Genomic DNA, 786 nt, shown 5'->3' on the forward strand with positions numbered 1-786 from the left:
TGGACGCGGCACCGCAACTAACGGCTCTACCCGGCCCGTCTCCCCATGGATAAGCGGCGCCAACTGGCCGATCGTGGGTGCCTCGAACACCGCCCGCACGGAAAGACCAGTGTCCAGACCCTTGTTGATCGCCGCGATGACTCGCATCGCGGAGATGCTGTCGCCGCCGAGTTCGAAGAATGAGTCATCGACCCCGACTCGTTCGAGGCCGAGGATGTCGGCGTAGATGCCGGCCAGGATTTCCTCGGTGGGCGTGGAGGGGGCGCGGTAGTGCTCGGTGTCGGTGTAGTCGGGGGCGGGCAGGGCGCGGGTGTCGAGTTTGCCGTTGGCGGTCAGCGGGAGAGCGTCGATGGCGATGATGGCGGCGGGGATCATGTAGGCGGGCAGGTGTTCGGCCAGTGCGCTGCGCAGGGTTGCGGGGTCGGCGTGCCCGGTGATGTAGCCGATCAGGCGTTTGATGCCGGGTTGGTCTTCGCGGGCGAGCACCACCGCCTGCTCCACCCCGGCCAGGGTGGCGAGGGCGGCCTGGATCTCGCCGAGTTCGATGCGGTAGCCGCGGATCTTGACCTGCTCATCGGCGCGCCCGTGGTAGTCCAGCTGCCCGTCGGGGCGCCAACACACCAGATCCCCGGTGCGATACATGCGTTGTCCGGGGGCCTCGGGCCCGGCGAAGGGACAGGCCACAAACCGCGATCCGGTCAACCCCGCCCGGCCCACATAACCGACCCCCACTCCGGCGCCGGCCACATACAACTCACCGATCACCCCGACCGGCACCGGACGCAG

The 786-nt window shown here is 68.6% G+C and carries 1 protein-coding gene; it reads right to left on the bottom strand.

The genetic code is table 11. The features are described 5' to 3' along the window. The coding region (locus AC5Y30_RS25430; protein WP_499922065.1) for a phosphopantetheine-binding protein at positions 1 to 786 on the bottom strand (786 nt) is incomplete at both ends.

This window comes from Mycobacterium sp. NGS27 (genome assembly GCF_059813005.1).